Origin of the sequence: Microcoleus sp. CZ3-B2, assembly GCF_036705055.1 — a bacterium.
Lineage (GTDB): Bacteria > Cyanobacteriota > Cyanobacteriia > Cyanobacteriales > Microcoleaceae > Microcoleus.
In genome coordinates this window covers 106,449-128,303 of the sequence record NZ_JAUBTN010000011.1, presented here as the reverse complement: position 1 = coordinate 128,303, position 21,855 = coordinate 106,449, and the positions used below count along the sequence as shown (strand labels likewise).

Below are 21,855 nucleotides of genomic sequence, written 5' to 3'. Positions count from 1 at the left end.
CTCATTCTCTCCTGGCGCGGTGGCTCTAGTTCTTCTTTGGCCACCGTTCTCATCTTTGGTTAGTCTAAACTACAGTAATCAAGACAAGCAGCTATCTGTTCTTTGGCGATATCTGGAAACTCATCTATGATTTGTTCGACAGTGTTATTTGATGCTAAATATCCTAAAATTAGACTAACGGGAATTCTAGTTCCTTTGATTCTTGGTTTACCTCGCAGTACATCGGGGGTACTAACGATATGTTCTCTCCAGTTTACAGGCATAACTTGTCCTTGTTGAATCTGATAAGTTATATTATCTAATTTGACAACTTATATTTTAACTTAAGGAATGGCGATCGCACTTTTGGTTGTTTGGGGAAAAAAGGGATCTCGCCCTTTCGGACAATAAGGGCGATTCCCTACGGGATAGCTCCGCTTCACGCAATGCAGGGATTCGACATGGTATAAGAGCGAGATCCCTTTTGGTTGTTTGGGGGAAAAAAGTATCTCGCCACAAATAGTAAAAGCTGCTTAACATTTGAAAAGTGAATATTAGGTTATGTTAAACTACAATAGATATCTTGCAAAATAATTTTATGATTTAATGAAAAGTTTTGCTGAGAGTTGATTGAATCCCAACTCCTAACTTATTTTCACTCTGGTCTTGCTATAAACAGGATAAAATGCGAGAAAGTTCTGTTGTCGTTACACAATAAGTAAATCAGGAAGAATCTATCTTATCTAAATTTGAAATCCGAGCAATTTCAACGTTTTGGTATCAAGATTCAAACCCTAAAAGCAATGGTTAACGCCAAGCGTAAACTTTGCCGTAGAAAATCCTAAAGACAGAAGAGGACCTCGCACCATTCTAACTCTAGAAGAACAGGTCTTAGTAGCCGATTAATATTGGCGAGAATATCGAACATATTTTCATATTGGGACAAGTTGGGGAGTATCTGAATCAACTATTTGCCGAATTGTAACTGATATCGAATCAGCTTTAATGGAAACGAGAAAGTTCCGTATGCCGGGGAAAAAGGCATTACTCAAAGACTCTGATTATCCATAATTCGTGGTGATGGATGTCACAAAAACAGCTATTGAACGACCTAATAAAAAAACCGAAGAGATATTCCTGTGACCAGAAAAAATGTCATAGTCTAAAAACTAAATTGGTAATTAATCAAGAGACAGGAGAAATTATTTGCACTGCTTTGGGACCAGGGTATTGCCACTATTTTAACTTATTTTAAAAAATTAAAATTGATTTTCATTCCGAAAAAAATAGCTTACAAGACAGTGGCTATCAAGGGATAAAGGATTATTACCCTAATAGTTATATCCCGAGAAAAATACCAAAAGATGGGAAACTTTCTCGTATAGAAAAAGACTACAATCGAGTTATAGCACAGGAGCGAATAGGAAATTGAACAGGTTAATCGGAGTCTCAAAATTTTTCAAATATTGTCGAGTCGTTATCGGAATCGCCGTCGCCGTTATGCAGAAGCGTTGTAATTTGTTGTCAGCAATTTACAATTATGAGTTAGCTCTAGGGGGCTAAATTTAAAACTTCTGATTATAACATATATCTTTTTTGCAAGAGGTCTATTTTTTTATGCCCAACGACTTATTGACATTTTAGCTTTGTTTAGGATGTCTAGCAGCTCAGGGAAATATTTTTGGGGATTGACACTTTTCAAAAGCGGCTCCCACCAAAGATAAAGCCACCATCGGCGCTGTTACCGCCCTCAAAATTCTACTACCCAAAGAAACAGGAGCAAAACCAAATTCGATCGCCCTTTCCACTTCACCATCAGTCCACCCACCCTCCGGGCCAACCGCAATCGCGATCGATAATTCCTCCGTTTCTTGCTCCCCCCTTAGCAAGCGAGGCTGGGGGGATTCCTCCGGTTCTTGCTCCCCCCTTAACAAGGGGGGCTGGGGGGGTTCTAAACCGCTCACGCAGTCCCACAAATGGCGATTTCCACCGCGAGCCACACAAATAAATCGATGTTTTTGACCGCAATTTTTCACAGCTAAATTAAAGGAAACAGGCTCTAAAATTTCTGGGACAATTTGACGTTCCGACTGTTCTGCGGCCTCTGCAGCAATCCTTCTCCAACGATCGACCTTTTGAGAACTAGGTTTGAGCAAAGTGCGATCGCTCGTCACCGGCACAATACTAGCCACACCCAACTCCGTCGCCTGCCTGACAACCTCATCAAAGCCGTTTCCCTTGGGCAATGCCGCCATCAAAGTTACTGTCACCGGAAGCTCCCCGTTCGCGGCAATTTCTTCTGTTATCGAGGCAAATAACCCGGTTTCGCTGGCTGCTAGAATTGCTAACCACCAATGTCCGCGGCCGTCCATCGCAATAAATCGATCGCCCGCTTGCAGCCGCAGCACCCGATTTAAATAATGCTGTTGTTCCTTAGTTAAATCGATTTGGTTAGCACAAATTTGGGCGGCGGTAACTGCTAATCTTTGTAATTGAGCCATTGAATTTTAGATTGCTCGTTTTCTATTAGATTTTTTTATTTAACCGCAGAGAGCGCAGAGAACACAGAGGAAGAGAGGAGATGGACTGTTTACCTGATGTATTTCTTAGTCTCGCGTTGCGCGGACATCGTTTGACAAGTAGCGATTTCAATCGCCTGATAAATATTAAAGGCAAAGCATTTACAACCGGAATTATTTGACAAATTCAAGGTTTTTTTCTGCAAATGCTCTGCCCTTATGTTACTTGTGCCTAAACTCTATTTGATGCGATGGAAAATTGACAATCGTAAATCGGCTTATCCTTCCTCCTTAATCTTTTTCAGATAAGTGGAAATCGCCTCTGTCGCTAGCTGTGTAATCGGCTTGCTCTGACGGGCAGCTTCTTCCTTGAGTTCGTTGTAGATTTCATCGCGGACGCTAATTCGACGGCGGACTTTGCCGCCTGCAGTAGCAGTCTCATTCTCTTCGCCGTTACTAGACGTAACATCTAAATCATTTATCTCAGTTGTCATCGAGTCAGCAGATTGGTGATTGGTTACAAATTGACGGATAGATTCTAACCCAACACGATCGCAAAAATTGCCAAAACTCTCGCTCAATTGCCGTTTTTGCTTAAAATAGACAAAAATCGGCTCCAGAAAAGCTTCAAAATCATTTACGTGCAGCTTTTGCTCAATTGGTTGTGCCAGCCGCGTTTGGTCGGGAGAGCCTCCCAGCCAAATCTGGTAGGATTCCGGCGCACTCCCGACAAACGCCAATTCTGCTAAATAAGGGCGGGCGCATCCGTTGGGGCAACCGGTCATCCGCACCACAAAATGCTCGTTTTCTAAACCAACTTTGGTCAAAAGCGCCCGAATTCGCTCTAAAAAGCTCGGCATCACGCGCTCGGACTCGGTAATCGCCAGCCCGCACGTAGGCATTGCCGGACAGGCCATCGCATAGCGTACTATGGGGTCGATGGCCGTTTCCCGCTGAATGCCGCAGCGATCGAGTATTCCCTGAATTTCCTGTTTGAAATCCGGCGAAATATCGTAAATCAAAACGTTTTGGTGGGGCGTTACCAGCATCGGCACATTGTACTTCTGCACGATTTCCCGCAAAGCCGTTTTTAACTGAAATGAACCTTCGTCCTTAATTCGGCCATTGTCTACGGAAATGCCGACAAACAGCTTGCCGTCGCCTTGTTCCTGCCAGCCCAAGAAATCCAAATACTTCCAATCAGGCAGGGGTTTAAATGCTTCTAGCGGCTTGCCAAAATATTCGGCTACTTTTGCCCGGAACCACTGCAGACCTTTGTCGTTAATCAGATATTTCAGTCGCGCGTGTCGTCTGTCTGTGCGATCGCCAAAATCTCTTTGCGTTGCTACAATTGCCTTGACCAAATCGTAAACATCATCCTTGGCAACATAGCAAATCTCATCCGCAAGCCGCGCAAAAGTTTCTTCTTTATTGTGAGTGCGTCCCAAACCGCCGCCGGCATACACATCAAAACCTTGCAACTCGCCAGCTTCATTGGTAATTACTACCAAGCTCAAATCTTGAGAGTACAAATCAACCGAATTGTCTCCCGGTACAGTAACAGAACACTTGAACTTGCGCGGCATATAATGGGTGCCGTAAATCGGTTCTTCCTTGTCGTGAAAGATTGTGCCGTTACCGTTTTGCTGTCTGGCGGCCTTGACTGCTGGGTCTTCCTCCCCTGAAACAGCCTTTTCGCCATCCAGCCAAATTTCGTAATAAGCACCGGTTTGCGGTGCTAGCAAATCGGCCACATTGTTGGCGTATTGCAGCGCATACTCGTATTCTGGGCGATTTTTGTACGGTGCTGGCGGTGCCATGACGTTGCGGTTCAAGTCGCCGCAAGCTCCCAAGGTTGACCCCATATTTTGTATAATTGAGGAAAACACTGCTTTAAGATTTTTCTTCAACACGCCGTGCACTTGGAAACCTTGGCGCGTTGTGACGCGGAGCGTGTGGTTGCCGTATTCTTCGGATAGCTTGTCTAAGGTAAGATATAGTTCTGGGGGCACGAACCCGCCGGGATTGCGCGTGCGGAGCATGAACTGATAGTCTTTTTCTTGTCCTTTAACTCGATTGTCGCGGTTGTCTTGCTGGTACGAACCGTGAAATTTGAGAATTTGAAGCCCTTCTTCGCTGAAGTGGGTTGTCTCTTCTAACAGTTCACTCGCAACGGGTTCTCGCAAATAGTTGCTGCGTTCTTTGAGACCTTCTGATTTTGAGGGCTTGCGCGCCACGGGGGTTGAAGTCGAAGATGCGATCATGGGAATGTATAGTGCTAGTTATAATTTAGATACAGCCGATCGAATATTTCTGGACAATTTGACATTTGACAAATTTGCACTTGACAAATATCCTCAGAAATGCTGCCTGGTCGGAACTGTTGACAACTCGGTTAATAACTAAGTTAACAACGGTAATCCGGTAGGAATTTTGATGTTGTTCAATTGTAACACGATCGAACCGGGGCTGAAAAATGGTAATTAAGAGCTTATACTTTCAGTAGCATAACTGCCGGAAACTTTAGAAATAATTAACCTCAACCTTTGAAACTATGTCACTGTATGACGAAGACACCTTTGTGGTGTTAGAAACAAACCAGCCGGAGCAGTTTGTGACGGCGGCAGAATTATTAGAAAAGCTGAAAGCGGTCTTAGCCGCGGAACATGAAGATTTGCCACAGGATTTGCTCAAATTATCTTCTGTGGAAGAACAAGCTAAGTATTTAATTAATACTTATTGTGAATTAGATGTCGGCCCCGGAAAATTTTTGCAGTGGTATGCAGTACGTTTAGAAAAATAATATTATCTTAAATAACCTTAATTAAATTAGTTGGTAATTTGTAGGGTGCGCCGTGCTACTAATATCAAATCCTCTCTTCATCGGAATAGTAAATTCACTGTTAGTTGTTAGTTGTTAGTTGTTAGTTGTTAGTTGTTAGTTGTTAGTTGTTAGTTGTTAGTTGTTATTTGTTATTGGGAATTGAGAATTGGGCGGAGCGAAGCGGAGGGATTCGGAATTCGTAGCAAGTAACCAATAACCAATAACCAATTCCCAATGACTAATGACTACTGACTACTGACTACTGACTACTGACTACTGACTACTGACTACTGACTACTGACTAATGACTACTGACTACTGACTACTGACTAATGACTAATGACTACTGACTAATGACTAATGACTAATGACTACTGACTACTGACTACTGACTACTGACTAATCTTCTAATTGTTGTACTGATGATACTTCCACGGCGGTAACATCGATCGTACCGGGCGGTGTCAAGCGGCTAAAATGACCTTCCTCTATTTTCAGAGGTTCGCCGCAGTTGGCACACTGAAACTGAGTTTGATTTAAAGCTGTAAATTCGTACTGACAAACTGGACAATTGTCTTCAATTAAATTGCGTTTCAGCCACCACTGAAGTGCGAAAAATGCGACTACAGGTGTTAGCAGCAAGAAACCTACTACAATCAACACTGATTTAACTATCCAACCCAAACCAATTGATCCCAACACGCAGGCGATGCCCAGCAGTATCAGCCAATTGCTAATACGGGGTAGATTTAAAGATATTTTGGGGGTGCCTTGGTTCACGGTGGTCTCCTTTGGTGTCTTTGCGGGTAGGCATAACTCTATCCTACTGAGAAATTCACGCGGTCGATCGAGTTAATTTGGCTATTGGACAGGCCAAAACCGCTCTCTACAGCATAAGTCGATCGGAGTCAGAGGGTTGAAAAATCCCTTGTAAAGATTGACAAAGCGATTGAAAACTATATTTTGCCAGGGTTTGTTCCCTCAACCAAGGGCGATCGCACCTTCGATCCTGTCCTCGCAAAATTTCTACACAAGCAACCGCTACTGCTGCTGAATCTCGGTGAGGAACTCGCCATCCCAGTTTACCATCTTGCAGCGGATCTGCCGAACCGTCCGCGTCCCCCGCCAGCACCGGTACTCCGCAAGCTAAAGCTTCCAAATAAGCTATACCGAAGCCTTCCTGGGAGGGCATTACATAGGCATCCGCCAACTGGTAATGTTCTGCTAAATTTTGTGTCGGTACAAAACCCGCAAATATTACTCTTTGGGCTACTCCCAAATCGGCGGCGAGTTTAGCTAATCTCGGGCGATCGTCCCCGCGTCCAATAACTAAGTATTTCACATTGGGAAAACTTTTGGCGATTTCCGGCAAAGCTTGAATTGTGACATCGACTCCTTTGTAACTATCGTGCGATCGCAATCTAGCTACAGTTATCAATATTTTAGCACCAACCAGATCGTATTTTTCTAATAAATGCACAGGTTTGGGCCCAGTCGTAAATATATTTTCATCTACAGTACAAGGCACTATTTGGAATTTGTCAGGATTTAAATTGTTAAGTTCGGAAGTACGCGCGGCGAAGCTATCCCGTAGGGAATCGCGCGTGTACCTGCTAATCGTCCAAATGCTGTCAGCGTCTTTCATTGCTATTTGATATTTTGGTGGCAGCAGTTCCCAAACTTCCTTGCCGTAAGTTAAAATTGTGTAGGGAATTCCCAGCGGCTGGCATAAGGTTTTAATTAGCGGTGCGAGTTTGATGTGACCGCAAAAAACCCGTTCCGGTCGTTTTTGCAGCAAACAAGTTAGTAATTTTGCGGCAAACTTAAGACGACCAAGCCAAACGGGATCAGTTTTTAGGTAAGAGAATTTGAGATTTTTTGACTCGAAGGGATTTGGGCAATCTGGAGAATCTCGCAATAGCAAAACTTCTGCTTGTGGCGGAAAGTTGTTTGCTGCGGTTAGGGACAGGTAAGCTTTCAGGATGTCTCGGGCGTAGGATTGAATGCCGCCTTCGCTGGAAAATATTTCTAGGAAACAGAATAGGTGATTTGTCGATCGCATTTTTCTCCCGATAAGAAGACTGCGCGGTTTCAACCGCCTTCCTATCTTAACTTTCCTGCGATCCCCAAAACAAAAAGCCCCTCACCATCGCTGGTTAGGGGAGAAAATTATCAGGGTGCATCTACTAATGTGCTTACTATAGCATCATTTTGTGGGGTGTCACCCATCATGGGTGACACCAAGCAAATTTTTTAATGAGAATAAGTTATCATTGAGGTGCTAAATGATTGCCAAAGCTTGTATGTCTGAGGATATAGTCCCTGTTAACCTAAGATAAGACAGGCGCAAGAATCCTCAAAAACCCTGTGAATTCGTAGATTTATGCTTGCCAAAGCCAATATTTTCCACGAAATCGGGTTTCCGGTCGCAAATCCTCATAAAATTGAAAATTTAGAAAAAATCTGTGCTAGACCTCAAATTAATCCGAGAAAACCCGCAAGCCGTGCAAGAAAGCCTCAACACTAGAGGAGGCAACTATGAAATCGAGCCGATTTTGCAATTAGACAAACAGCAGCGGGAGTTGGAAAACAAGCGATCGCAACTGCAAGCCCGCAGCAACGAAATAGCCAAACTCATCGGCCAAAAAAGAAAATCGGGTTTACCCCTCGAATCCCCCGAAATTCAGACTTTGCAAGCAGAAGGCAACGAAGTCGGCGCGCAGTCGAACGAATTGCAAGCACAGGAAAAAGACCTCAAAGCTCAAATAGAAGTTCTATTGCTGCCCTTGCCCAACTTGCCGGGTAAATCAACTCCCTTGGGCAAAAACGAAGAAGAAAACATCGAAATTCGGCGCTGGGGAGACGAATACATTCCCCAAAATCCCGATATTTTGCCGCACTGGGAAATTGGCGAAAAACTAGGAATTATTAACTTTGAACGGGCAGTAAAAATCGCAGCCCCTCGATTTATTACCTTAATTGGAGCTGGTGCAGCCCTGGAAAGAGCGATTATTCAATTCATGCTCGATCGCCACACTAAAGCTGGTTATATAGAAGTAATTCCCCCATTTTTGGTCAACTCAGAATCCCTGACTGCTACGGGTCAATTGCCGAAATTTGCCGAAGAAAGTTTCAAGTGCGATCGAGACGATTTGTGGTTAATTCCTACTTCCGAAGTTCCGGTGGTGAATTTGTACAGAGGTGAAGTATTGACAGCGGAACAGTTGCCAATTTATCACTGTTCTTTCACTCCTTGCTTTCGCCGAGAAGCTGGCAGTTACGGCAAAGATACGCGGGGATTAATTCGGTTGCACCAATTTAATAAAGTAGAATTGGTGAAACTGGTGCATCCTAGCACCTCCGAGGCAGAACACGAAAAGCTCGTGCAGGATGCTGAGGGAGTTTTGCAGGCGCTGAAATTGCCTTATCGGACGATCGAGCTTTGTACCGGCGACTTGGGTTTCGCAGCAGCAAAAACCTACGATTTAGAGGTGTGGCTGCCGAATGCCGGCAAATACCGCGAGATTTCGAGTTGTTCCAACGTCGCAGATTTTCAGGCGCGGCGGGCTAATATTCGCTTTAAAGAAGCGGGGAAAAAAGGCACTCAATTCGTGCACGCCCTCAACGGTTCCGGTTTAGCCGTGGGCCGGACAATGGCGGCAATTTTGGAGAATTACCAGCAGTCGGACGGGACGGTAAAAGTGCCGGAAGTGCTGCAACCTTATCTCGGTCGCGAGGTTTTGTAAACCAGGTTCGTAGTGAGGACTTCAGTCCGCCTCTTAGAAAAAACGAGGACTAAAGTCCTTACTACAAACCAGCATTTAATATTAATTACAAATTTTTTAGTGCTTCCTTAATATCCAGCGCCAAAAATCTATCCAACGCTAAATACATCCAATAAAGTGATAGCTGATCACTATCAGTCTTTTGAAACCCCAAAGCCAAGCTCATTTTTTCGTACATCGGGTGAATGATTAGCGTGTGCAAATCGCAAAGATTGGGAAAATCTTGTTTCATTTCTACTAAAACTTTCTGGATGTGTTCGAGAAAAATAACGCGGTATTCTTCTAAATATTGCGGATCTATCATCCAACTGCGAACAAATACTGACTGGCAATTTTCATCTCCCGGAAGTGCCATGATAAAAGGATCGATCTCAGCAGCAACCGAACTTAAATGCAGGCTTTTACTGGGTGCGTTAAAAAAATTAACTTCCGATTCGGCTGCGGTGGGATACAATAAGTAAAAACCTACAGGATTCAGATTGTCGCAGCGGCGCAAAACTCGCATTCCTTTTGAATATTTGCCTGCCAAAACTCGGATAATTTTAGCGATTTGGTAGGGAACTGCGTTAGTGCTGCGATTCATCCAGTTGTAATTGGTTGCTAGTAAATTTGCAACGGGAATTGCATCGCACCGAGGATTAAAATTATCTAATTTGAGTTTGACTGAATTTTCCGGCGGCGCGGGATCTAAAATTTCGGAAACTGGTTGAATTTGAATTGCTGTAGCGTTACCGTCAAAGTGTTTTGCGATCAATCCCAGTGCTGCTAATTTGTCTAACATCATGCCGGCGGCGCGATCGCTCCCGCGATCGGAATCGGAGTAAAATAGTTCTGCTGCTTCCCGATGAGTGCACTGCACTTCTGTTGCTAGCAATTCCAGTTTAACCAGCGGCGGTTTGAGGCTGGGCTGGCTTTCCTGAAGCTGTTTGACTGATAAGTAAATCCAAAGCCGTATAAAACATTCAGCCCTAGTGCGAGTTACGCCTACTCGTTTCATCAACAGCGAAACAGCCGCGCGGCGCTGTGATTGAGAATACCAAGCATCTAGTGAAGCAATATCCATTTGAGTCGGGAAGCAGCGAAGGAACTTTAGTTACATATTGGCTCAATTTTACAAAAAACTTCACCCTGCTTCACATTACTTCTTGCTATTGTTGGTCAACTTGTCTGATTTCGCCCAATTCTACAATATAACTGGTTGCTCATTGCAAGTTCGCTGCTTCCCAAAGCACAATTAATTTTAGATATTTTCGGGCTTGATTTAACAAAGTAAATTAGCAATTTTAGAGGTTGACGCGATGTACAGTGCTTATATCAATCGGATTGGAAAGTTTTTGCCGGGAAAACCAATTAATAATGACGAGATGGAGGAGTATTTGGGCAAAATTGCCGATCGCCCTTCGCGAGTCAGACAGCGCATTCTCAACAGCAACGGGATTAAACAGCGCTATTACGCGATCGACAAACAGCAGCAAACACTGTATTCTAACAGCCAAATGGCAGCTTTTGCCGTCCGGGATGCGATCGCCCTTGCAAATTTGGAACCGGGGGCGATCGACTTGCTAGCCTGCGCCACCACTTTACCAGACTTATTAGTACCGGGATTTGCCAGCACAGTACACGGCGAACTTTCCGAATTATCTCCCCTAGAAACAGTTTCCACTCAAGGAGTTTGCTGTGCCGGAATTAGTGCCTTAAATTATGCCACATCTCAACTCGAACTCGGCAAAAAACAAACAGCAATCGCCGTAGCTTCCGAATTTCCCTCACGTTTGTTCAAAAACACCAAATTTGAAGCAGAAACATCAGTCCAAGCCGGAAAACCCCTACCTTTCGATACAGAATTTCTGCGCTGGATGCTATCAGACGGTGCCGGAGCGTTTTTGCTACAAAACCATCCCAATGCGACAGGAATTAGTTTAAAAATAGAATGGATTGAATTAATTTCCCACGCCAACGCCTATCCAGTTTGTATGTATTCAGGATTAGCCAGCCCCACAGCAACCAAAAGCTGGTTAGATTATTCTTCCTACCTCGATGCAGCCGCAGCCGGAGCTTTTGACTTGCGGCAAAATATTCGCTTGCTCGACAATGTAATGCAATTAGGCGTTGAAGGTTGGCTGAGATTGATTAAAGCAGGAAAAGTTTTTCCGCAGGAAATCGACTGGCTGCTGTGCCACTATTCCTCTCACTTTTTCCGGGGACAAATTGTGGAACTTCTCGAACAAGCAGGCTGCATGATTCCTGAAGAAAAATGGTTTACGAACTTGTACACCAGGGGAAACACAGGCTGCGCTTCAATTTATTTAATGTTAGAAGAATTATTCAATTCTGGCAAATTGCAGCCAGGACAAAAAATATTTTGTTTCGTACCGGAAAGCGGCCGCTTTACAACAGCTTACATGATGTTAACTGCTGTGGAAAATACCAATAAACCTATGATTTCTCAAATGTCTAAATCCGTTGATCTTCCCGAAGCTTCGCCCCTCGAAAGTGTTAAACCGGAACACCCCAACTCTCCGCAAGCTTATTTGTTGCGGGAGTTAGCCTGGATTTGGCTGAAGTTCGATCGCGAAATTCGTTCTGTTCCCATTGTCCGCAAATTGTACCGGGGAGAGTTTACAATAGAAGACTATCAAGCATTGCTGTGCAATCTCCGCCCGCAAGTTGTCGAGGGTGCTCGCTGGATTGCGCGCGCTGCTTCTAACATGACTGACTTTCGCCTGCGATCGACTTTTATCGGCCACGCCCAAGACGAACACCGCGACTATCAAATGCTAGAAAAAAATTATGTTTCTGTCGGCGGCGAGTTGTCAAAAATTGTCGAATATGATAAGAATATTGGCAGCGAAGCGCTATCAGCTTTTATCTTCCAGCAAGCATCGCGGGAAAATCCGGTTGATTTAATTGGTAGTATGTTTATAATCGAAGGATTGGGAAACCGATTGGCCCTCAAGTGGGCAAAAGAAATTAAGGAAACTCTCGGTTTGCAAGACGAACAAGTATCGTTTTTAGCTTATCACGGAGTTAATGATGAGTCGCATTTAGCCAAACTGGAAAATTTAATTAATGCCGAATGGATGACGGATGATATCGCCCACCGCATTGTCAAAACAGCCCGCGTTACTGCTCGTTTATATTTGCTGCAATTGGAGGAAATCCGCTAATGCAAAAGCTGCAAAAACAAGATACGGAAAATCTCCAGGATGAGCGAAAAATCCCTTATGTTACGAAACCCTACAACCGCCGCGATCCGAATGTTTGGGATGTCCTGTTTTGCGATCGGTCAATTCCCGTCGATTTAGTTGCAAAAGCCTCCATGCTGCGGGATTTGCAAAACTGGACTCGCAGTTATTTGCTCATCCCAATCAAAGTAATTGCTAACGTATTGCTGGCGGTAATTATGACAACAAAGCGCCTGTTGCCATTTCAATTTCGCGCTTACACTTTAATGCACAAATCCGCCACATTTTTCCTAAATAACTTTGTCTCGCCAGAAGCTTGTTATTTAATTGTGCGGCACATAAACGCTGGCTCAAACATTATCAACTTCTTGATTGATAACGGCCCGGACACCCAGATTGAAAAATCAAAACTTTATCCGCGCACAGTTAGCGATTTAGCTGACAATGCCTTTCTCGAACACGACTTAATTCTGTATAACTTTGTCTGGGATTACAACCAGGCTATGCTGACAAATCCCAACTGGTTGCAGGTTGTCAAAAAACGGGGAATTAATTATGATAGCATTCAACCTGTGGAAGTTGAAATTGATTTTGAAAGACTGAGGTGGCTGAGGATTCTGGATTTAGAATCTGCGATCGAATTGTTTAAAGTATTTTATTCTCTGTGTTTGACTAGCGACGAATTTGCGCGAGCAGTGATGTCGCTTCAGTTAGATGAAAACTTCGGAGTATACGTCAGCGAAATTACGGAAAATTGCGATTGGAATCATGTAATTGTGAACCGCCATCCGCTAGCGCCAAACAGTCCGTTTAATGCAGCCCGCGACTTGTTTTTGCACGGGATAATTTCGGAATATCTCTATCGGTACTTGGAACTGCGAAAAGAGATGAGCAATGCTGAAAATTAGAATTCATTAGCTCTCGCATAAAAACAATTATAGCCTTTCTCAGAAAGATGAGGTGATGTCGGGGATTGGGCGGAGCGAAGCGGAGGGATTGGGTATACCTCACTTTTTTGATAACCGCTATAAATAGGTTCGTAGTGAGGACTTTAATCCGCATAAAACCCAAAATAATAAAGGAGAGCATCTCAGTTTTGTAAAAATGAAATGCTCCCAATTTTACTCGGAACAATTGCTCGATATGATAGGATTTGCTTAATCATCGAAAACCTCTAAGCTTATGTACCCAAGGAGTTGCCAAACATTGTTGATTTTTAGCTCGAATCACAAAGAAATATCAAGCTGCTGCTAGCTGTGAATTTTCCGCTACTTTCGACAATTCCTGAACCACAATCCACTTACCTGTAATCGGATCGCGGTAAGTAATAAACGGATTAGATTTTAAAGGTTCACTGCAAGATTTAATTGCCATTTTTCCACACTCCTTAGAAATTGTTTTCCATAACTTCTACTACAACCCCATAATTTAATAATCGGCTATTTTGCCTAAAATCTGCGTGATTTATTTCTCAAGAATAAGTGATATTTTAGGTTATTTTGGGTGATACATAACACGGCTTAATGTGATTGAAAGCTGCATTGGATGTGAGCAGTATCACCAACACTCGGAAAAACAACTCAGCCTTATGCTCCTTAGCCTTTACCTTCAAAAGTGCCACTATTTTCAGTGAATATCTGATATTATTAAGTAAGGTAAAGACGTTTATCAGAGATCGCCCTCACAAATTTATGGTGCTATTTGGATTTGGCAAAAAGTCGAGCCTGCCCTCTCCCCAAGAGGCCTTACCGGGACGGGCAGAGTCGATGTCGGTACCGGCAACTCATTTTGTTAACGGCAATCCGCTCAAACCTCCCTTTCCAAACGGCATGGAGATTGCCCTGTTTGGTTTGGGCTGTTTTTGGGGCGCGGAACGGAAATTTTGGCAGCAAAATGGAGTTTTTTCGACTGCTGCGGGTTACGCGGCGGGGATTACTCCGAATCCTACTTATAACGAAGTTTGCAGCGGGATGACGGGACACAATGAAGTTGTTTTGGTTGTGTTCGATCCGAAAGTAGTTAGTTACGAAACGCTGCTTAAAGTTTTTTGGGAAAGTCACAATCCGACTCAAGGAATGAAGCAGGGTAATGATTCGGGTACTCAATATCGATCGGGCATTTACACCTATTCAGCCAACCAAAAACAGCTAGCTGAAGCTTCGCGCGATGCTTACCAGCAAGCTCTGACGGCGGAAGGTTACGGCAAGATTACCACGGAAATTCTGGAGGCTCCTGAGTTTTATTACGCAGAAAGCTATCACCAGCAATATCTTGCTAAAAACCCGAACGGTTATTGCGGTTTGGGCGGTACTAAGGTTTGTTTGCCTGCTATGTCTCAGGCTTAAAATTTTACGCGCCTTATGGATAGGGACAAATAGATTGGGACACCACAATGTTGCGTCTCTACAACATATTTTATGACACAACATTGTGGTATGTCTAAAAAATATTTGGCGGGCTGTTGCTGCTAGCCCGCCACAAATATCCGGGTAGATTAGTAGTTGAAAATAGGTGAGAAATGCTGACGGGTGTTGTAATTATCAATCTACTAATATCTCTGGTGTGTTTTTATATAGCTGCGAGAGTGTGGAAAATTAGGCGGACGATCGCACTTTTGGAGTTTCGGATTGCAGCAATCGATCGCTGCAGCAGCAATGTCCTCGGTAAATCACCGAATTTTTTTGCTAAAAGGCAACAAGGTGCTCATCAACTGCGACGGAATTATCAACAACTGGAATTGCAACTGCAACAGGTTCGGCAACTTTTGGGATTGGTGGGTTTGGGGCGAATGCTCTGGTCCAGGCGCGATCGAGCTTTGAGGTAAGCTATCCTAAAACCTATGGAGAGAGAGTAGTTATAAAAATGTCATCTAAACGTTCAGGATTATTTATTGGCGGTCTGTTGGTGGGTTCTGCGATCGGGGCCGTGACTGGGTTGCTGATGGCGCCGCGACCTGGTAAGGAGACGCGGCAGATATTGAAAAAATCGGCCGAGGCAATGCCTGCGTTGGCGGAGGATTTATCGAGTAGCGTGCAGTTGCAGGCCGATCGACTTTCGGAAACTGCACTGCGTAATTGGGACGAAACTTTGGTTAGACTCAAAGAGGCGATCGCGGCCGGTTTGGAAGCAACTCAGCGGGAACGCCAAACACTGTCGGAAACTGAAGCCGAAGTCAGTCCTGCGTCGCGCCCTCCCATCCGCTAATTGACTTAGCTGTTGGGGACGGGCAGGATACCCGTCCCACAAGAATTTCATCAAAATTGACGGTAAAATTAGATCCACATTTCCTGATGAAATCCCAAACCCTCCATCCCAGATACAAGTGAGCGATCCCATCTTTTGGTTAGGACTTTCGATTTTGCTAGTGGCAGTTAGCCTGACTGCTGTATTAGTGACTTTAATACCTGCGGTGCAAGCATTGACACGGGCAGCGCGCAGCGTGGAAAAGCTGGCTGACACGCTTTCTCGCGAGTTTCCGCCGACTTTGGAGGCGATTCGGTTGACGGGGCTGGAAATTAGCGAGTTGACGGATGATGTTAGCGATGGGGTGCAAAGTGCGGGGGAGGTTGTCAAACAGGTCGATCGCAGTATTGGTAGCGCCAAGAAGCAGGCGCACAACGTGCAGGTGACAACTCGCAGCGTCGTGAGTGGGATTAGGGCTGCTTGGAAAACTTTAACTCGCAGGCCGTCGATTTCTGGGACAAATCGCCGTTCAGATCGGTTGTCGGCGAGTCAAAAAAGTGCGATTTCGCTGAGGGATTCGGGTTTGGATGACAGGTATTCTGGGAGTTACGGTGCGGCTGCGGGTAATGGGGAATCGCCACGGTTGAGGAATGGCGAGGGTTCTGGTTTACCGGGGGATGCTGAGGATTTTGAGCAAGTGCGATCGAATGATTCTTGATGTTTTGGATAGATTCTTGATGTTTTCGATAGAAGCCTCGGCGGTTGAAACCGCGGCTACACAAACGATGTCCGCCGGACGCCGACGCAAGAGAATATAGAATTGATTGGGATTTGTTTGGGTTGTGCGATCGCACATCTAATCGTTTTTATCTAAGTCTTCTTTTTTCGGAGTTTCTGAAGTTGAGGGGAATTCTAGTCTAATGTTAATATCAATTGATATTGTATTTTTCTCGATCGCACCTATACCAACTATTTTTACTAATGCTTCTCGGTAAAGAATTATTCATTTTAAATTCAGAAGAAGACAGAGTTTTAAATCCTGCTTCCTGTAGCCGATCGCACACATTTCTCCAATTACCCACAGGTTCATTCGGTAAATCTGCGAGTTTTTTAACATATTGGTATAAAGTCTTACACAGATAAACCTCTGCACTTTTGGGAGTCTGAAACATTTTTTTAGCTATTTCGGCGGGACTGCAACCGGAAAGCAGTCCTCGGAGATAGAGCTTTTCAGTGTCTGTGAGTCCCCGGCGCGATCGGGGAGAGATTTGCCGTTTAGCTTCTGCGAAAGCTTCGTAAAGCCTTTCTAAGTCCCAGTGTTTCGCAGCTTCGGCAAATAAGTCTTCTTTTGATGCCATTGTCGGGTGTGGTGAGATGTGACTAACGATAGCATAACCGAAATTGCTAGCGTTTGTTAGTTGTTTGCTAACAATAGGTAGTTTAGTATTAAATTACCGACTCATTGTCTAAGTGCAAATACTTAGATAAGCGGGAAAGTGCGATCTCAATATTTCAAATTTTGCCTGTTTAATTAACTTTCGTTAGTCAAACAGTTAGTTTTTGTTCCTTACACTGAGGTATTTCAATGGCTAAAGGTGATGAAATAGCGAAAGCGGCAGGTTCCGCTGCTGCGGGTGGTGCTGTGGGTGCTGGTGTGGTAGCTGCTACAGGTTTGACGGCAGTTGGTGCCGTTGGCGGAGGTGCTGGTATTGGTGCTGCTGCTGGGCCCGTTGGTGTAGCCGTAGGTGCGTTGGCTGGTTTGGCATTTTACGGGATTAGCAAGGCTTTTTCTGATTAAAGCTTGAATCGCGCCAGGGACTTAAGTCCCTGGCTAATAACTAGGTTGTTGATATTTAGCGCTTGTTCCACGAGTCCGCCAGGAGTTTAAACCCCTCGCGGATAGGTTGGTAAGCGCACAATCTATATCAATTTTAACCGCGAATTTCTAGCTCTAATTTAGCCCGTCTCTCAACTAAAAAGTTTCAATTTATGTCTTCTCAAGAATTTCAAACAGCATACAACAGCATTTACAGTACAGGCACTTTCCTCTTAAAATATCTCAAAGAATTCCGTGACGGACTCCGCATTCAGGGAGATGAAAGTCAAGGGCTACAAAGCATTGAAAACGAGATCAACAAAGCTTTAAATGCTTTGCAACATCAGAAGTATCAAGTAGCCGTCATTGCGGCAATGAAAGCTGGCAAAAGCACCTTCTTGAATTCTATCATCGGTGCTGATGTGCTGGCGAGTGAAACGGCCGCCTGTACCATCTGCCGTACAGATCTCCGACACATTAAACAGGGCGAAACTCCCAAACTTTTAGAGTATCGAGAAGGAGAAAGAAAACCAGTCATTCTTGTTGAGGGTGACGCTGGCGAAATTCAGCAAAAATTCCTGCTGCGTACCCGTGAAATCCGAGAAAAAGGCAATCCCGATCACACTACACGCTTTGAGATAGAGCATCCGATTGAAGCAATTAGCCAATTATCTTCTCTCACAGGCTTTACCTTAGTTGATACTCCCGGCCCTAATGAGTGGGAGTCTGCAAACTTCAACATTAATGAACTGAAGCAAACAGCACTAGAAGCACTCCGAACCTGCAATGCCATTCTGTTTATTTTAAACTACGCTTCCTACAAAGATAATGCGGTTGCCGATTTATTTAAAGATGTTGTCGAAAATCGCAAAGACTTTATAGCCGAGAACACGGGTAAAATTTACTTTATCCTGAATAAAATTGACCAGAAGACAGAGAGAGACAAAGAAATTGCTGATGTCATCAAGGATTTAGAACGAGAGTTGACTGGCTTTGGGTTTCGCAATCCAGTTATTTACCCTGCTAGTTCTCGACAAGGACTTTTAGCGAAACTGATTCAGCAAAGAAAAGCAACTCAAAACGAGATAAAAGATTTTGAGGATTTCTTTAGTGCCAAATATGCTGAGAGAGATGAAAAAGGCAGGAGAGTAATTCCTTTACCTGAAGAGATTGCACCAAGAGCTTTGCAAGATAGCGGTATCCCGACCATTCAAGAAGCAGTAATTCAAAGGATTACTCAAAATTCAGGCTGGAATCTATTGAGTGAGGTGGTGGCAGAAATCGATAAAGCTGCTAAGCAGGGTAAGCTCATCTAATTTGGTATAAATTGTACTTGACAAAAATACGACTATAGAAGATGGGGGATTTAGGTATTAGGGATTCTATAATGTCTTAAAAGCTAAGTCGCCGGCTCGGTGGGTAAAACTCAATGAATCAAGGATTCGCGCCAGTTGTAGGAACGCCTAAATCAAAGCAACCACAAAACCCGCCCCAACCTATTTCCCTGCAAGAGTTACAAGGGAGCTTGTCAAGTTATTTTGACGACGTACCCGACCCAAGAGTGAACCGAACCAAACGCCACCTACTTAAAGACATTCTCGTCATTGCCATATTATCTACAATAGCTGGAGGTGATGGATGGGAAGACATGGAAAATTATGGAATCAGTAAGCAGCAATGGTTGCAAAAATTTTTAGACTTACCCAATGGCATCCCGAGCGATGATACCTTCCGACGAGTTTTTGAAAAGCTAGACCCGAAAGTTTTAGAACAGAAGTTGACTCAATGGGTTAAACAATTAATTGGGCCAGTGTGCCAACAAGTTATCCCGATTGATGGCAAAAGCCTCCGAGGTTCTTATGACCGAAAAAACGGCGTAAATAATTTACATTTAGTGACAGCGTGGGCGAGTGAAAATCGGTTGGTACTCGGAAAAGTTAAAGTGGAAAACCATTCCAATGAAATCACAGCTATCCCAGCCGTATTGTAATTAATTGATGTCACCGGAGCGATTATTACGATGGATGCAATGGGGACTCAAACCGATATTATTCGGCTGATTCGTCAGAAAAAAGCCCATTACATTAGTTTTACCTAAGTTCTTTACCCGTAGATGCTAAAGCGGAATGGTCGCGCTATTCGCCAACATTGGAGTATTGAAAATCAAGAACATTGGGTTTTAGATGTCACTTTCAATGAAGATCGATGTCGCATTAGGTCGTTGAATAGCCCTCGGAACTTGGCTGCGATCAGACGGATGTCCCTGAATGCTGTCAATCAAGAAAGCACTCTCAAGCTTAGTTTGCGACAGAAAAGGAAACGGGCTGCAATGAATGATGAATACATGATGCTTCTTCTCAAATCCTTTTGTCAAGACTGATTGAGATGCTCTTACCCTGAACATAAAAGCCAAACCTATTAACCACTAGCCAAAGCAACAAAACATCAGCCAAGATAGAAACAACCCCATTCCCGCAACCGCCATGACAGACATCCAGGAAATAGTCGCCTCCCTAGAAAGCCAAAACTACAAACAAGCCGCCCAACTCATCAAACAACTGCAAAAAAAATCCCCCGAAAACCCCTGGGTGCAATACTACATCGGTCGCTACTACGAACTCACCAACAACCTCGACAAAGCCCAAAAAACCTACAAACTAATACTCCGCGACATCACCAACCCCAAAATCGTCACCCAAGCCCGCCAAGGCATTCAACGCATTGAAACCGCACAACAAAACCTCCGCCAACAAGCCATCGAAACCGCCAAAAACGACCCCAGCAGCCTCGAACCCGGACTCCTGATCCTCGAACCCGTGAGTCCCGAAGACAAACCCGCAGCCGTCCAAAATATCAGCAGAATCTTCAAAATCGACGCCTACACCACCCGGATGCAAATCCAAAGCCGTGGCTGGAGACTCTACAAAACCGGCCCCATCGCCGAACTCCGAATTTACGGCCAAGAACTTCTCAACGCCGGGATTCCCGTATTTTGGACAACCCTAGCCGACATTCAAAAAATCCAAATTTTCCGCGTTCAACACTTCCAGTCTCTCTCTTCCCCAGCCGTTGTTTGCAAAGATCATCTAAATCGACTCGGTTCTATAGAATTCAAGTGGTCAGAAGTCAGCCAAAGAGTAGAAGGTTTGTTACCGATGTTCATGGAAATCATGGACTACTCGCCCAACCGCAGAACCGATCAATTTCGCCACAAAGAAATTACCCAAGATTACGCTCAAATCTGCGACTTGCACATTCCCAGCCGCAACTGCATCCTGCGAATTTGCGACCAAAGTTACGAATTTAAAGCAGGGGTTGACTTCACCCAAATTTCAGCAGCTATCCCAGCTTCACCGAACCTGAAAAACCCAACTTCCAGAGTCAAAAAATCCCCACAAATTCCTCAAAGTACCACCAGAATTAACTGGAATCGCTTACTGGAAATATTCGATCGCCAGCTTGACGTTACAGTGTGGTCAGAATTTACGCCCTTTGCTGAGACAGTCCTCGATTACACGCATATGTTGAGCAAAATTAAATCTCACGTAGAGGTCGATCGCAAATCCGAAACTCCTTGGGACCCCGCTTTCCAGCTATACAGCGCCCTAGCCTTTCTCAGAAACAAAGGAGATAGGGAATAGAACAAAAAAAAGAGTTAAAAATTAAAAATGAGCAATAGCATTTTTAAATTTTTAACCCCAGCATTTGCAATTGTCAAATGCCCAATTCCCTATTACCAATTTTCTAAATTCTACTTCATTTTCACTTGACGGGCCATTTCGCGGAAATTGTTCATGCTAGGGCCCGGGCTGCGACGAGTGGTAGTTGGTATCGGCATTAAATTATTAGGAGCAAAAGTGCGATCGGATTCAGCTTGACTCGGCACTTTCCCGTTAGTTACAGCAGCAGGAACCTTCGCGGGTTCCGAAGTCTTAGCAGGAAGGCTAGCGACTGCTTCCTTTTCTTTCTTCTTAGACTTTTTCTCTACCTTAGCCTTCTTAGCTGGTTCAGACTTGTCTGACATAACAGCCTCAACTTTTGCAGGTACGGCCGCAACAGCATCCTCTACCTTCGCAACAGCATCCTCTACCTTCGCAGGTGCAGCCTCTACCTTCTTCGCAACAGCAGACTCTACCTTCGCCGCTGCAACCTTAGCGGGTTCCTTCGCGGAAGATTCGCCTAAATCCATGAAATATTCAGACTTTTTCAAGCCCAACAGTCTGCCGAAAAATCCGAAAATACCGCCGAAGAAATTTTTGATAAAACCAAACATTAGATTTACTCCTTTTGTTCTTTTAGAGAAATTTGTACAAGCTTGTCAACAAGGTTAGCCTACGAGGTTGGGCAACTTTTGTCTATATTTCTTAATCAAAATTTACAATTATTTGATTAAAAACAGGGACATTCTAGTAATTTTTACTCAATAATCCTAATCTTACTTTGCACTTGTTTACTATTATCTCAGAATTTATGAGATATTGCCTACTAGCCTGGGATACATCGAGCCGATTCGCTAGCTGTCCCAATATGGGTAAAATTACCTAGGCGATCGATTTATGCTTTA

General features: G+C 44.1%; 20 protein-coding genes and 2 pseudogenes. 13 read left to right on the top strand and 9 right to left on the bottom strand.

Annotated features, from left to right (window positions below; all coding sequences use genetic code 11):
• Positions 1–59: 59 nt before the first annotated feature.
• Positions 60–263, bottom strand: a complete 204-nt coding sequence (locus tag QUA97_RS07440) for a DUF433 domain-containing protein (protein ID WP_194067949.1) — start codon at positions 261–263, stop codon at positions 60–62.
• A 438-nt stretch (positions 264–701) separates the two neighbouring features.
• Between QUA97_RS07440 and QUA97_RS07435 the strand changes: the two are divergent.
• Positions 702–1,542 (top strand): annotated as a pseudogene (locus QUA97_RS07435) (transposase family protein).
• Positions 1,543–1,646: 104 nt separating this feature from the next.
• Here the strand turns inward: QUA97_RS07435 and QUA97_RS07430 are convergent.
• Together QUA97_RS07430 and sir are read right to left on the bottom strand one after the other, a co-directional pair.
• On the bottom strand, positions 1,647–2,480 hold the full coding sequence (locus QUA97_RS07430; RefSeq protein ID WP_194067950.1) for an RsmE family RNA methyltransferase: 834 nt from the start codon (positions 2,478–2,480) through the stop codon (positions 1,647–1,649).
• A 296-nt stretch (positions 2,481–2,776) separates the two neighbouring features.
• Positions 2,777–4,762: a sulfite reductase, ferredoxin dependent gene (gene sir / locus QUA97_RS07425; RefSeq protein ID WP_194067951.1), complete on the bottom strand. Its 1,986-nt coding sequence runs from the start codon at positions 4,760–4,762 to the stop codon at positions 2,777–2,779.
• Positions 4,763–5,052: 290 nt separating this feature from the next.
• On the opposite strand from sir, the gene QUA97_RS07420 reads away from it, so the two are divergent.
• Positions 5,053–5,301, top strand: a complete 249-nt coding sequence (locus QUA97_RS07420; RefSeq protein WP_194067952.1) for a chlororespiratory reduction protein 7 — start codon at positions 5,053–5,055, stop codon at positions 5,299–5,301.
• Positions 5,302–5,721: 420 nt separating this feature from the next.
• Here QUA97_RS07420 and QUA97_RS07415 read toward each other — a convergent pair whose 3' ends face one another.
• Both QUA97_RS07415 and QUA97_RS07410 read right to left on the bottom strand, forming a co-directional pair.
• On the bottom strand, positions 5,722–6,102 hold the full coding sequence (locus tag QUA97_RS07415) for a hypothetical protein (RefSeq protein WP_194067953.1): 381 nt from the start codon (positions 6,100–6,102) through the stop codon (positions 5,722–5,724).
• Positions 6,103–6,208: 106 nt separating this feature from the next.
• Positions 6,209–7,384: a glycosyltransferase family 4 protein gene (locus QUA97_RS07410; protein WP_194067954.1), complete on the bottom strand. Its 1,176-nt coding sequence runs from the start codon at positions 7,382–7,384 to the stop codon at positions 6,209–6,211.
• Positions 7,385–7,787: 403 nt separating this feature from the next.
• On the opposite strand from QUA97_RS07410, the gene serS reads away from it, so the two are divergent.
• Positions 7,788–9,068: a serine--tRNA ligase gene (serS, locus tag QUA97_RS07405; protein ID WP_333194186.1), complete on the top strand. Its 1,281-nt coding sequence runs from the start codon at positions 7,788–7,790 to the stop codon at positions 9,066–9,068.
• Positions 9,069–9,153: 85 nt separating this feature from the next.
• On the opposite strand, the gene QUA97_RS07400 is transcribed toward serS, so the two are convergent.
• The gene (locus QUA97_RS07400; protein WP_333194184.1) at positions 9,154–10,170 is read right to left on the bottom strand and encodes a hypothetical protein; all 1,017 of its coding nucleotides are present in this window, start codon (positions 10,168–10,170) and stop codon (positions 9,154–9,156) included.
• A 235-nt stretch (positions 10,171–10,405) separates the two neighbouring features.
• On the opposite strand from QUA97_RS07400, the gene QUA97_RS07395 reads away from it, so the two are divergent.
• Together QUA97_RS07395 and QUA97_RS07390 are read left to right on the top strand one after the other, a co-directional pair.
• Positions 10,406–12,274, top strand: a complete 1,869-nt coding sequence (locus QUA97_RS07395; protein WP_333194182.1) for a 3-oxoacyl-[acyl-carrier-protein] synthase III C-terminal domain-containing protein — start codon at positions 10,406–10,408, stop codon at positions 12,272–12,274.
• Entirely contained in the window at positions 12,274–13,200 is a 927-nt protein-coding gene (locus QUA97_RS07390) for a DUF6999 family protein (protein ID WP_194067958.1), read from the top strand. The genes QUA97_RS07395 and QUA97_RS07390 overlap by 1 nt, the downstream gene beginning before the upstream one ends.
• 331 nt (positions 13,201–13,531) lie before the next feature.
• On the opposite strand, the gene QUA97_RS07385 is transcribed toward QUA97_RS07390, so the two are convergent.
• Entirely contained in the window at positions 13,532–13,666 is a 135-nt protein-coding gene (locus QUA97_RS07385) for a hypothetical protein (RefSeq protein WP_255515882.1), read from the bottom strand.
• 317 nt (positions 13,667–13,983) lie between these two features.
• Here QUA97_RS07385 and msrA point away from each other — a divergent pair, with 317 nt between their 5' ends.
• From msrA to QUA97_RS07365, 4 genes are all read left to right on the top strand, one after another.
• A complete protein-coding gene (gene msrA / locus QUA97_RS07380; RefSeq protein ID WP_333117722.1) occupies positions 13,984–14,637 on the top strand; it encodes a peptide-methionine (S)-S-oxide reductase MsrA in 654 nt (217 codons plus the stop codon).
• Between the two features lie 173 nt (positions 14,638–14,810).
• Entirely contained in the window at positions 14,811–15,116 is a 306-nt protein-coding gene (locus QUA97_RS07375; protein ID WP_194067960.1) for a hypothetical protein, read from the top strand.
• A gap of 38 nt (positions 15,117–15,154) precedes the next feature.
• On the top strand, positions 15,155–15,496 hold the full coding sequence (locus QUA97_RS07370; protein ID WP_194009036.1) for a YtxH domain-containing protein: 342 nt from the start codon (positions 15,155–15,157) through the stop codon (positions 15,494–15,496).
• A gap of 118 nt (positions 15,497–15,614) precedes the next feature.
• A complete protein-coding gene (locus QUA97_RS07365) occupies positions 15,615–16,193 on the top strand; it encodes a DUF948 domain-containing protein (protein ID WP_194067961.1) in 579 nt (192 codons plus the stop codon).
• 211 nt (positions 16,194–16,404) lie between these two features.
• On the opposite strand, the gene QUA97_RS07360 is transcribed toward QUA97_RS07365, so the two are convergent.
• Positions 16,405–16,833: a helix-turn-helix transcriptional regulator gene (locus QUA97_RS07360; protein ID WP_228050041.1), complete on the bottom strand. Its 429-nt coding sequence runs from the start codon at positions 16,831–16,833 to the stop codon at positions 16,405–16,407.
• A 227-nt stretch (positions 16,834–17,060) separates the two neighbouring features.
• On the opposite strand from QUA97_RS07360, the gene QUA97_RS07355 reads away from it, so the two are divergent.
• The 4 genes and pseudogenes from QUA97_RS07355 (at position 17,061) to QUA97_RS07340 (ending at position 20,932) form a co-directional block, all read left to right on the top strand.
• Positions 17,061–17,273 (top strand): hypothetical protein, encoded by a 213-nt coding sequence (locus QUA97_RS07355; RefSeq protein WP_190738034.1) that lies wholly within the window; start codon positions 17,061–17,063, stop codon positions 17,271–17,273.
• 191 nt (positions 17,274–17,464) lie between these two features.
• Entirely contained in the window at positions 17,465–18,607 is a 1,143-nt protein-coding gene (locus QUA97_RS07350) for a dynamin family protein (RefSeq protein ID WP_333194177.1), read from the top strand.
• A gap of 113 nt (positions 18,608–18,720) precedes the next feature.
• Positions 18,721–19,671 (top strand): annotated as a pseudogene (locus QUA97_RS07345) (ISAs1 family transposase).
• 103 nt (positions 19,672–19,774) lie between these two features.
• Positions 19,775–20,932: a tetratricopeptide repeat protein gene (locus tag QUA97_RS07340; RefSeq protein WP_194067962.1), complete on the top strand. Its 1,158-nt coding sequence runs from the start codon at positions 19,775–19,777 to the stop codon at positions 20,930–20,932.
• Between the two features lie 110 nt (positions 20,933–21,042).
• Here the strand turns inward: QUA97_RS07340 and QUA97_RS07335 are convergent, their stop codons facing one another.
• Positions 21,043–21,564: a hypothetical protein gene (locus QUA97_RS07335; protein ID WP_333194174.1), complete on the bottom strand. Its 522-nt coding sequence runs from the start codon at positions 21,562–21,564 to the stop codon at positions 21,043–21,045.
• Between the last annotated feature and the right edge of the window lie 291 nt (positions 21,565–21,855).

What these genes read in the sequence shown, in the direction of transcription:
- QUA97_RS07350 (WP_333194177.1), top strand. Translation starts at nt 17,465, where the DNA reads ATGTCTTCTCAAGAATTTCAAACAGCATACAACAGCATTTACAGTACA.
- sir (WP_194067951.1), bottom strand. Translation starts at nt 4,762, where the DNA reads ATGATCGCATCTTCGACTTCAACCCCCGTGGCGCGCAAGCCCTCAAAA.
- QUA97_RS07420 (WP_194067952.1), top strand. Translation starts at nt 5,053, where the DNA reads ATGTCACTGTATGACGAAGACACCTTTGTGGTGTTAGAAACAAACCAG.
- QUA97_RS07375 (WP_194067960.1), top strand. Translation starts at nt 14,811, where the DNA reads ATGCTGACGGGTGTTGTAATTATCAATCTACTAATATCTCTGGTGTGT.
- QUA97_RS07355 (WP_190738034.1), top strand. Translation starts at nt 17,061, where the DNA reads ATGGCTAAAGGTGATGAAATAGCGAAAGCGGCAGGTTCCGCTGCTGCG.
- QUA97_RS07335 (WP_333194174.1), bottom strand. Translation starts at nt 21,564, where the DNA reads ATGTTTGGTTTTATCAAAAATTTCTTCGGCGGTATTTTCGGATTTTTC.
- QUA97_RS07440 (WP_194067949.1), bottom strand. Translation starts at nt 263, where the DNA reads ATGCCTGTAAACTGGAGAGAACATATCGTTAGTACCCCCGATGTACTG.
- QUA97_RS07400 (WP_333194184.1), bottom strand. Translation starts at nt 10,170, where the DNA reads ATGGATATTGCTTCACTAGATGCTTGGTATTCTCAATCACAGCGCCGC.
- QUA97_RS07410 (WP_194067954.1), bottom strand. Translation starts at nt 7,384, where the DNA reads ATGCGATCGACAAATCACCTATTCTGTTTCCTAGAAATATTTTCCAGC.
- QUA97_RS07395 (WP_333194182.1), top strand. Translation starts at nt 10,406, where the DNA reads ATGTACAGTGCTTATATCAATCGGATTGGAAAGTTTTTGCCGGGAAAA.
- QUA97_RS07360 (WP_228050041.1), bottom strand. Translation starts at nt 16,833, where the DNA reads ATGGCATCAAAAGAAGACTTATTTGCCGAAGCTGCGAAACACTGGGAC.
- QUA97_RS07430 (WP_194067950.1), bottom strand. Translation starts at nt 2,480, where the DNA reads ATGGCTCAATTACAAAGATTAGCAGTTACCGCCGCCCAAATTTGTGCT.
- msrA (WP_333117722.1), top strand. Translation starts at nt 13,984, where the DNA reads ATGGTGCTATTTGGATTTGGCAAAAAGTCGAGCCTGCCCTCTCCCCAA.
- QUA97_RS07390 (WP_194067958.1), top strand. Translation starts at nt 12,274, where the DNA reads ATGCAAAAGCTGCAAAAACAAGATACGGAAAATCTCCAGGATGAGCGA.
- QUA97_RS07385 (WP_255515882.1), bottom strand. Translation starts at nt 13,666, where the DNA reads ATGGCAATTAAATCTTGCAGTGAACCTTTAAAATCTAATCCGTTTATT.
- QUA97_RS07370 (WP_194009036.1), top strand. Translation starts at nt 15,155, where the DNA reads ATGTCATCTAAACGTTCAGGATTATTTATTGGCGGTCTGTTGGTGGGT.
- QUA97_RS07340 (WP_194067962.1), top strand. Translation starts at nt 19,775, where the DNA reads ATGACAGACATCCAGGAAATAGTCGCCTCCCTAGAAAGCCAAAACTAC.